The sequence below is a fragment of the Holdemanella sp. genome (assembly GCF_056804935.1).
Genome location: NZ_DBMEXE010000036.1, coordinates 1 through 10,557, shown reverse-complemented (window position 1 = coordinate 10,557; position 10,557 = coordinate 1). Strand labels below are relative to the sequence as shown.

Below are 10,557 nucleotides of genomic sequence, written 5' to 3'. Positions count from 1 at the left end.
CAAACTTTCCATCTAGATTCAAATTGGCAATTCCTGCTTTCTTAGCCAACAATTGCAGTTTTGTAGGTAGACCCTCACCTAATTTACGGGTATGAAAATCTGTATAGTATACTTTAGATTTTTCCATCGAATATCACCTCAATTTTATTTTACAATTCACAAAAAAATGATACAATGCAAAAAAAATGAAAAAAGGAAGTGTGATTATGAAAGAATTATCAAAAAGAACCAAGACATTTACGGATTCTGTAATTCGAAGAATGACAAGAATCGCAAATGAATATGGTGCGATCAATCTATCGCAGGGATTTCCTGATTTTGATCCCCCACAAGAAATTCTAAATCGTTTAAGCGAAGTTGCTCATGAAGATTATAACCAATATGCGATTACTTGGGGTGCTCAAAACTTTAGAGATGCCTTGGCCAAGAAACAATCGAAATACATGAATCTAGATTTAGATTCAAACAAGAACATCGTTGTCACTTGTGGAAGTACCGAAGCTATGATGGCAGCCATGATAAGTGTTTGTGATCCAAACGATAAAGTGATTATTTTCTCTCCATTCTATGAAAACTATGGGGCGGATTCCATCCTTTGTGGTGCCAATCCAATCTATGTTCCTTTACATCCACCTGTATTCAACTTTGATAAAGAAGAATTAGAAAATGCGTTTAAACAAAATCCGAAAGCTTTGATTTTGTGCAATCCAAGCAATCCTTGTGGAAAAGTCTTCTCAAAAGAAGAATTGGAATATATCGCTAGTCTTGCCGTAAAATATGATACGTATGTGATTACGGATGAAGTTTATGAACACATTGTATATGCACCATACAAACACACATATTTTGCCTCTTTACCTGGTATGTTTGAAAGAACCATTTCTTGTAGCTCCCTATCTAAAACGTATTCTATTACAGGATGGCGTTTAGGCTATTGTATTGCCCCAGAAAATATCATCGAACAAATCAAGAAAGTACATGACTTTTTAACCGTTGGTGCGGCAGCTCCACTTCAAGAAGCAGCTGTAGTAGGGCTTGAATTTAGTGATGCTTATTATGATGAACTACAAAAGCTATATACACATAAGAAAGATTTATTCATCAATGGCTTAAAAGAATTGAACATTCCGCATACAGAGCCTCAAGGCGCTTATTATGTCATGGTCGATATCAGTGAGTTTGGCTATGATTCGGATTTAGATTTCTGTGTGGATCTCATTAAAAACGTCGGTGTGGCGGCCGTTCCTGGATCTAGTTTCTTTAAAGAGAAGGAAAATCGCTATATTCGTTTCCACTTTGCAAAAAAAGATGAAACTTTACTTGCCGCATTAAATCGATTAAAAGATATGCATGCAAAAATGCCTTATAAGAAAATCGTTGGGTAGTAATCCAACGGTTTTGTCTTTTATCACAATTACTCACGAATTTTAAAAATGTTCAACACACATATTTAACGAAAATGAGAAATGTTTCATTAAAACATTTCGGTGATTCCGTTGTGACTTTCAAAAAGCCAACTTCTTCCATTAAAAGTTCACTATTTTTCCTTTATTTATCATCACAAGAAAAAAAGACTCACCGAAGTGAGCCATTATTAAAATTGAGATTTAGGATTCTTACCAAGAATAAAATCACGAATATCTGAACATAATTCATGAACATTATCTTCACCAAGATAAATCATATGTCCACTTTGGTATCCTTTCCAGAATACACGATCTTTTGGTAGTCCTGCATGATCCATTGTGTGCCATGCATATCCAAATTCAGTACATAGATCAAACCATCCATTCGCAAAGAATGCTCGCATTCCTGGACGACGTGTCATTGCATAACGCAATTCTTCTGCGGTTGTACCTTTCTTTTCTTCTTTATCCCAATGCATATAATAATCAGTTCCTGGAATAAAGTTACGGTCTAATTTTACATTTAATTTTGGAAGTAGATCTCCTGTAAATGCAGCATAGAAGAATGTATCATAACGATCGGCTGTCGCATCATCCCACAATGCCTTTTTGATTTCATCTTGTTCAGGCTCTAATAATGGACGAGTCACACGACCATCATAACGAGATACAGCTTTTCCTTTTGTCTTTAATACTTCTTGACGATAGTCATCATCATCAATTTTTAAGCCATGACGAATCAAGTATTCTCTAGAAACACCTGTATAATAACTTACTTTTTCTAAGATATGTTCTTTTTCTTCTTCCGAAATGGCTTCTCCTTTATAAAGTGCAAGTACATAATCATGATCTGCGAAAGCCTTTGCTTCTTTCACAAAATCTTCTACACTTTGATCGGTTGGATGATTATGATACCAATTTACCCCTGCATATGTTGGGAAACCCAATACACTTGTTTCAACAGGTAAGCCTTCACCAAAGTATTTACCTACAGTAACCGTATTTCCAATAAACACAATACCATCAAAGGCAATACCATAGCCTCTTTCTCTTCCCATTGTGGCAGCAATTCCTGCAGCGACTGCACTACGAGTACATCCATAACTTTCGCCACATAAATATTTTGGTGACAAACCACGATTATAACGACGAACCCAAGCTTCAAGAACTGTCAATAGGGCTTCTGCATCTTGTTCAATGCCAAAGAAATCTTTCTTCTTACTTTCATCAATCAATACACCATATCCGGTTCCAACAGGATCAATCAATACGATATCCGCAATATCAATCAAACAATCTGGATTATCAATGACTTTATAAGGTCCAAAAGCACTTTCACGATCCACCTCATCATACTGCATACGACGCGTTCCTAAAAAACCTGCATGAACATACATACAACTTGATCCAGGACCTCCATTATACGCAAAGACAACAGGACGATTAGCTGTATCTTCTACATCGCTTCTAAAATAGGCATACGTGAAAATTGATGCGACTGGATTTCCATCTGGTCCATAGATGACATTGTCTTCACAAATTGTATGATATGGAATTTCTTTTCCTGACAATGTAATTTTTCCATCCGACTCAAAACGAGCGGGTTTAAAAGTATCTGGTTTAAAGCTTTCAGTTTTATACATAATTCGTTTCCTCCACAATAATTCCATTATAGAACGTAGTGAAAAATAGTCAATGTAAATTATTACATTTTTGTAAATAAAAATGAAAAGAGAGAAACTATTCATTTCCCTCTTCATCATATGTATCTAAAAAGTGATGTCTTGCATGATCATCCTTATAGGCAATCACGGTTTTAAGACTTACATTTTCTACACTCTTAAAAATATTTTGTTCTACAAACGGATTGACTTTCTTCAATTCCTTGATTAAGTTTTTCATTTCTAAACGCTTTGACTTGGATTGTGTTAAACATGTTTCATTGGCACAAGCCTGAGTGAATTTGCATGCACACTGAATGAAATACAGATTGTTGTGTTTTGCCCAAGCCTTAATATCATCTTCATGAATCAAGTATAGTGGTCGAATGACTTCCATACCCTTAAAGTTATTTGAATGTAACTTTGGCATCATCGTTTGAATTTGTCCCCCATAAAGCATAGACATTAAAATGGTTTCAATCACATCATCATAATGGTGTCCCAACGCTATTTTGTTACACCCTAAATTCTTGGCATAGTTATATAAATGACCTCTTCGCATTCTTGCACATATATAACATGGATTCTTTTCAATATTAAAAACATTGTCAAAAATATCACTCTCAAAGATTTCAACTGGAATATTTAGTTTTTTGGCATTCTTTTCAATAACCTCGCGATTCTCTTTTGAATAGCCTGGATCCATCACGATATATTTCACATCAAAATGAACCGGTGAATGTTTATGCAGTTCTTGAAAACATTTTGCCATCAACATCGAATCTTTTCCACCCGAAATACATACCGCAATACAATCGCCTTCTTTGACGAGCTCATAATCACGGATGGCTTTGGTAAATTTTGACCAAATCTTTCTTCGATACGTTTTAATAATACTTCTTTCGACTTGTGCGCAAAAATCATCCGACACATTTGTGTTCATCTTATCCATTACGATCGAAACATACCCACCATCTACACTATACGCTTCATATTTTTCCTGCAATTTTTGTGCAACAATATCACTGACATAGCCTTGAGCGCAAACGACAATAATCTTCTTAGTTGAATCAAATTCTGTTTCCAAAGCACTTTCTCCACTTAATACAATACTGTTCTCGATTGGATTTTTAAAAGCTTCTTCGGCATCACGAATATCAATTAAGATATATTCTTCTTTATTTAATTGTTTTAATTGTTCTACTGAAATTTTCATGAGACTATTCTAACATAATATTGAATTTTTGGATGAAAAAGCGCAAAATATGGACAAAAAAAGGAAGTTTGATTATGACACAAGATATGACACAAGGTAAAATCATGCCTATGTTAGTTCACTTTACCATTCTCTTAGTGTTGGGCAATCTATTCCAATTAACATATAATGCCGTCGATAGTATTATTGTAGGGCACTTTGTTGGAAAAGAAGCTTTGGCCGCAGTCGGAATTTGTAATCCGATTACGACATTATTCATCCTATTTCTAAATGGACTTTGTATGGGCGCAAGCATATTGATTGGCATGTATTATGGGGCTAAAGATGAAGAAAAACTCGCTCGTCAAATGAGCACAACTATGCTTGCAGGACTTGTATTTTCACTTGTATTAACACTGATCTGCATATTCTTTTCACCACAAATTCTTAAATTTATGCAGGTAGATTCATCCATTTTCAATATGACTACTACCTATCTCCAAATCATCTTTGCCGGTTTAGTCTTTACCTTTTTATACAACTTTTTTGCGAGTACACTACGCGCTTTAGGCGACAGTAAATCACCCCTATATTTCTTAATTATCAGTTCCATTCTAAATATCTTTGGAGACTTATTCTTTGTGGTCGTTTTACATGCAGGAAGTAAAGGATGTGCCATTTCTACTGTGATTAGCGAAGCTTTATGTTGCCTATTCTGTATTCTATATATACAAAAAAAAGTGCCACTTCTACAACTGGGTAAAAAGTGGCTTATCTTTGATATTTCATTATTAAAAAGAACCATTGCGTATGGCTGGGCAAGTGCAATGCAGCAGGCGACTGTACAACTAGGAAAGCTTGGTATTCAAATGATTGTCAACACGATGGGTGTATCGGTTGTAGCTGCCTTTACGGCCGTCAATCGAATTGATGACTTTGCGTATACCCCGGAACAAAACATTGCTCACTCTATGACCGCTTTAATGGCACAAAATAAGGGCGCCGGAAAGAAAAATCGTATGCAGGAAGGATTTCGTTGCGGAATGGTTTTAGAATCCATCTACGGTATATTTATCTTTCTAGTATGTTTTATCTTCGCAAAACCATTGATGTGTCTATTTGTACAAGATGAAGAAGTTATTATGCATGGAGTGACTTATCTACATTTAATTTCCATCATGTATATTCTTCCTGCCTTCACCAATGGAATCCAAGGCTTTTTTAGAGGGATTGGCGATTTAAAAATTACGCTCATTTCAAGTCTAGTGAATATGACAGTTCGAGTTATTGTAGCTGCCCCACTTGTATTTAGCTTACATCTAGGCATCGAGGCTTTACCATACTCATATCTAGCTGGATGGATTGGTATGTTGATGGCTGAACTTCCATTGCTTATTCGTACATACAAATCTTATGAATAAGACTTGTGTATAATTGACACAAGTTTTTTGTTTTCATTTTATATAAAGCATTTATTACAATTTACACTATTTTTCCAACCCATATTTTTGTATTTTATCCACTTTTCCAACCTTTTTTATGCCTTTTTGACAACTTTTCCAACTTTTTAATTCAATTATTTAGAAAACTTTAAGATTTATCACTAAAGAACCTTAATATTTATTCGTTATATTAATCATGGTGATAATTTATGACAAATAAAAACATACAAAACATAACACACTTTGGATTGATCCTTATGATTCTTATTTGTGTTTATTTCTTTTCCCAAGGATACTTCACAAATCCACAGCTTCTACAAGCTACACTATCTAAGGCAGGAATTTTGGCACCCCTACTTTTTATTCTTCTACAAATCATTCAAGTGATCATTCCTATTATTCCCGGTGGTGCATCAAGTGCCTTGGGTATTACAGCTTTTGGAGCAGTCAATGGATTTATATATAACTATATAGGTATTTGTATCGGATCCATATGTATCTTTTTACTTGTTCGTAAATATGGTCATAGAATCATTCTAAAATTATGTAAAAAGAAAGATTACGACAAATATATGAAGTATACATATGATCAAAATAAATTTGATACCTTCTTTATGTTAGCTATCTTCTTACCTTGTGCACCTGATGATCTCTTGTGTATGCTTGCAGGACTGACACATATGTCACTCAAAAAATTTGTCTGGATCATTCTTTTGGGTAAACCATTATCTTTGATTGCCTATTCTTATGGTCTTACGCAATTGTTTCAAATTATCGAAAGGTGGTTATAATTATGTTATACATTGGAATATTATGTGCATGCATTGGATTTTATTTACATTATTAAATTAAAAGGAGAACTTTATGGAACATACAATATTAGTGGTAGAAGACGAACAAGGGATTCGTGAAGCCATCGGAATTTATATGAAGAATCAAGGCTACAATGTGATTCTTGCCGCAAATGGAAAAGAAGGCTTAGAAAAGATTGAAACAAACGATATTCATTTAGCCATCGTAGATATTATGATGCCTGTTATGGATGGCATTTCTATGGTCATGGAAGCAAGAAAACATCATGACTTTCCGATTCTATTTTTAAGTGCAAAAAGTGAAGATATCGATAAAATCACAGGTTTAAATATTGGTGCCGATGACTATATCACCAAGCCATTTCAAAGTATGGAGCTAGTCGCAAGAGTGCGTTCGCATTTAAGAAGATATGAACAAATCTTAAATCTAAAAAATGAGACAAAGAACGAAGATGAGTATATGATTGGTGATCTTGTGTTAAATAATACGACAAAAAGAGTGACGTTAAATTCAAGGGATATTAAATTAACGCCAAAAGAGTTTGATATTTTAAAACTATTGATTTCACACCCTGGACAAGTCTTTTCTAGCCAACAAATCTATGAATTGGTATGGAAGGAAGAAGCTATCAACACGGAAACGATTATGGTTCATATTCGTAAATTACGTGAAAAAATCGAGGCCAACCCTAAAAAACCTATTTATATTAAGGTTGTATGGGGGCAGGGCTATAAAATGGAGAATATACAATGAAAAAGAAAAATATTTTTTTAACAATACTATGTGCTTTATGCATCATTAGTTCTTGTATAGTGACAAGTTTTTATCCAAATGTTTCTACCGCTACTCCAACGAAGCTTCCTGAAACTTTAGAGCAGAATCTTACAGCTTTTATTCTTGCTAAAAAATTGGAACAAGATCCAAAGTATGAATATATTACTTTTGAGAAAGATACACCGGAAGATATTCAAAAGGATATAAAAAAAGGGTTAGACTCATCTTTATCTAGCGCAAAAAACATTTTTGAGAATGATCCAAACTTCTTTTATACGTGTGATGTAAACAATAAAATCACTTCAAAACAATTTAATGTGAATGTAAAGAAAAAAGATACAAGATATTATGACACTTTGGATTCGAATACTTTAAATGTAACGGATAATATTGTGAATCTTATTAACTATAACAGTGAAAAGTATTATGAATACTATGGTGGCACATATTATTGTGATGGAAAGCCATTTCCAGGCTATACACTTCATATGCCAAGTGATGTCGTATTAACATTCTATATTCCAGCTGTTTTAAATTATGATAATACAAGTCTAATTGACTTCTTAGATTTAGATGCCGATCAATACGCCTATTTCTTTATGACAGCCTTCTTGATTTGTAGTGCCATTATCGCTCTATATGTCTTCCTTAATAAATATGCGTATGAAAAGGAAGCCTATATCTTTAGACATGTGAATAACTGGTTATTTGAACCTGCATTTATCTTGTTTCTAACAATTGATGCCCTACTAGCTAGTGGTACATGCATATTAACTACCTATTCGATTGAAGGTACATTCTTACACATTCTAAATCGTTATCACATTGAATTGAGTCAGCCTATCGTATATGGAGTGAATATTCTTGCGTGGTCTATCACCTTATTCTTTATTGGTTTATCCGTATATTGGTTAAAATGTCAATTTACAGCATCGGTTAAAGACTGGTTCTTTCATAAAACATGGATTGGAAAATTCATTCTTTATTTCTCAAATAAAGTGGAACAAATCATTTCAACCGATTTATCGGATGAAATCCTTAAAAAGTATATTATTTTCTCAATATGTCTGATTTTGATTCTTGCGTTTATATCATTGCTTAACATTCCATTCTTCTCTTTCTTTATCGTCGTTATATCATTAATTGGCATTAGTGTTGTGGGCTATAAGAAAATCAAAAATGTGCAAAGTCAATACCAAGACATATTACATATGACTGAAGATCTATCGAGTGGTAATTTTGAGAATATTAAGCCTGCAGATTCTGGTTTATTCCAATCTTTAAACAATAATATCTATCAAATTAAGGATGGTTTTGAACAAGCTGTAAAAGAACAAGTACAATCACAGAATCTCAAGACAGAATTAATTTCAAATGTATCACATGATTTAAAAACACCATTAACGGGTATTAAAAATTATGTAGAGTTATTAAATGATCCTAGTATTAGTGAAGAAGATAAAAAGAGTTATTTAGAACGATTGAATCAATACACCGATCGTCTAAGCATTCTAATCACAGATTTGTTTGAAGTATCCAAAGCCAATAGTGGTAATATTGATTTAGAATATTCAGATATCAACATCATTGAATTCATGGAGCAGGTATGTGCAGAAAATGAAGAGCTTCTACAAGCTAAAAATCTTCAGCTTGTGACAAATCTTCCAGAAAAAGAAATTCATGTATGTTTGGATGGAAATAAGACGTATCGTATTTTTGAAAACTTATTTACCAATATTTCTAAGTATGCTCTTGAAAACACACGTGTATTCTTGGATGTAAAAGACACTGGTAATTCAGTTGTGATTATAATGAAAAACACTTCGAAAGAACCGCTTGATTTTGATAGTGATATTACCGAACGTTTTGTGCGTGGCGATAAATCAAGGCATGAAGCTGGCAGCGGTCTAGGTCTTGCGATCGTAAAGAGTTTTACAGAAGTACAAAATGGTACATTTATGATTGAAACAGATGGGGATCTCTTCAAATCCATTTTAAGTTTTCATAAATCCTAAAATATGTAGAATTCTACAGAAAAAATGATTGTAGATAAAATAAAGTGGTCAAAAATCCTAAGGTAAAGGATACAGGCCACTTTTTATCTGTGTATCATTAATTTATAGTCAGAAAAAATGTAGAATTCTACAAAAAAAATGATTATAAATTGAATTATTCTTTAAATCATTTTAAAATGTAATCAGAAAAAGTGTAGAATTCTACAAAAAAGGTGATCAAAATGATAAAAAGAACTAAATACTTAAATCAACTTATCGCATTAAAGAACAACGGGTTTCCAAAAGTCATAACTGGACCAAGAAGAACTGGTAAATCCTATTTGTTGCATGAAATATTCACCGATTATCTTATAGAAAATAATGTACCTGAAGAAAATATAATTCTTATTGAACTTGATGATGATAAGAATGCCCATTTAAGAAATCCCATTGAGCTAGGAAAGTATGTACGTTCTATCACTAAAGATAAGAGTGACTGTTACGTCATTTTAGATGAGATTCAACGTGTTTTTACAATTGTTAATCCTGCATTAACAGGTGGAAAAATCAAATTAGCCAAAGCGAAAGATACAGAAACCATCTCTTTTGTTGATGTTATATTAGGACTTTCTCATGAAAAAAACATAGACCTTTACATTACTGGATCCAATTCAAAAATGTTGTCAACCGACATTGTGACAGAATTTAGAGACAAGGCTAGCCAAATCCATATGCATCCATTATCTTTTGAAGAGTTTTTCAGTTATAGACAAGATTCTAAAACAGATGCCTTATATGAATATATGCAGTATGGTGGCATGCCACTTGCAGTATTATCAGATGAAAATTCAAAGAAACAATATTTAAAAGGATTATTTGAAACAACCTATTTCAAAGATATTATTGAACATCATAACTTAAAAAAGACAGAAACCTTAGATGAACTCTGTACCATTCTAAGTGACTTGACTGGTGAATTATTGAATTCTAAAAAATTATCAAATACATTTAAAAGTGTTAAACATGAAAACATTGATGCACAAACAATTGAAAAATATATTCAATATTTTAAGGATGCCTTCATTCTCCAAGAAGCGAATCGCTATGACATTCGTGGAAAGAAAGAAATTGGTGCTTTAAGAAAATACTATTTTGTGGATACAGGTTTAAGAAATGCACGATTAAATTTTGCGTATCCCGATGAGGGACAATTGTTAGAAAATATTGTGTACAATGAACTCATATATAATGGATATACCATTAATGTTGGAA

8 protein-coding genes are annotated in these 10,557 nt (G+C 33.3%); 6 read left to right on the top strand and 2 right to left on the bottom strand.

Annotated features, from left to right (window positions below):
* The first annotated feature begins 206 nt into the window (after nucleotides 1–206).
* On the top strand, nucleotides 207–1,385 hold the full coding sequence (locus ACZQCL_RS03045; RefSeq protein ID WP_482481816.1) for a pyridoxal phosphate-dependent aminotransferase: 1,179 nt from the start codon (nucleotides 207–209) through the stop codon (nucleotides 1,383–1,385).
* 209 nt (nucleotides 1,386–1,594) lie between these two features.
* Here ACZQCL_RS03045 and ACZQCL_RS03040 read toward each other — a convergent pair whose 3' ends face one another.
* Both ACZQCL_RS03040 and ACZQCL_RS03035 read right to left on the bottom strand, forming a co-directional pair.
* Complete coding sequence (locus ACZQCL_RS03040; RefSeq protein WP_195836640.1) at nucleotides 1,595–3,049, bottom strand: S10 family peptidase; 1,455 nt, start codon at nucleotides 3,047–3,049, stop codon at nucleotides 1,595–1,597.
* A 97-nt stretch (nucleotides 3,050–3,146) separates the two neighbouring features.
* Nucleotides 3,147–4,283, bottom strand: coding sequence for a PP-loop family protein (locus ACZQCL_RS03035; protein ID WP_333881409.1), 1,137 nt, complete (start codon nucleotides 4,281–4,283; stop codon nucleotides 3,147–3,149).
* Between the two features lie 74 nt (nucleotides 4,284–4,357).
* Here ACZQCL_RS03035 and ACZQCL_RS03030 point away from each other — a divergent pair, with 74 nt between their 5' ends.
* The 5 genes from ACZQCL_RS03030 to ACZQCL_RS03010 form a co-directional block, all read left to right on the top strand.
* Nucleotides 4,358–5,683 carry an MATE family efflux transporter gene (locus ACZQCL_RS03030; RefSeq protein ID WP_482481815.1) on the top strand — a complete coding sequence of 442 codons (1,326 nt, stop codon included), beginning with the start codon at nucleotides 4,358–4,360 and terminating at the stop codon, nucleotides 5,681–5,683.
* A gap of 278 nt (nucleotides 5,684–5,961) precedes the next feature.
* Complete coding sequence (locus ACZQCL_RS03025) at nucleotides 5,962–6,495, top strand: VTT domain-containing protein (RefSeq protein WP_288000809.1); 534 nt, start codon at nucleotides 5,962–5,964, stop codon at nucleotides 6,493–6,495.
* Between the two features lie 73 nt (nucleotides 6,496–6,568).
* A complete protein-coding gene (locus tag ACZQCL_RS03020; RefSeq protein ID WP_003865380.1) occupies nucleotides 6,569–7,270 on the top strand; it encodes a response regulator transcription factor in 702 nt (233 codons plus the stop codon).
* Nucleotides 7,267–9,306: a sensor histidine kinase gene (locus ACZQCL_RS03015; protein ID WP_482481814.1), complete on the top strand. Its 2,040-nt coding sequence runs from the start codon at nucleotides 7,267–7,269 to the stop codon at nucleotides 9,304–9,306. Before ACZQCL_RS03020 ends, ACZQCL_RS03015 begins: the two co-directional genes overlap by 4 nt.
* Before the next feature lie 221 nt (nucleotides 9,307–9,527).
* Nucleotides 9,528–10,557 (top strand): ATP-binding protein (locus ACZQCL_RS03010; RefSeq protein ID WP_482481813.1); only part of this gene is annotated, 1,030 nt, incomplete at its 3' end.

Coding starts and splice junctions, on each gene's coding strand:
- ACZQCL_RS03030 (WP_482481815.1), top strand. CDS start 4,358: ATGACACAAGATATGACACAAGGTAAAATCATGCCTATGTTAGTTCAC.
- ACZQCL_RS03045 (WP_482481816.1), top strand. CDS start 207: ATGAAAGAATTATCAAAAAGAACCAAGACATTTACGGATTCTGTAATT.
- ACZQCL_RS03015 (WP_482481814.1), top strand. CDS start 7,267: ATGAAAAAGAAAAATATTTTTTTAACAATACTATGTGCTTTATGCATC.
- ACZQCL_RS03040 (WP_195836640.1), bottom strand. CDS start 3,049: ATGTATAAAACTGAAAGCTTTAAACCAGATACTTTTAAACCCGCTCGT.
- ACZQCL_RS03035 (WP_333881409.1), bottom strand. CDS start 4,283: ATGAAAATTTCAGTAGAACAATTAAAACAATTAAATAAAGAAGAATAT.
- ACZQCL_RS03020 (WP_003865380.1), top strand. CDS start 6,569: ATGGAACATACAATATTAGTGGTAGAAGACGAACAAGGGATTCGTGAA.
- ACZQCL_RS03025 (WP_288000809.1), top strand. CDS start 5,962: ATGATTCTTATTTGTGTTTATTTCTTTTCCCAAGGATACTTCACAAAT.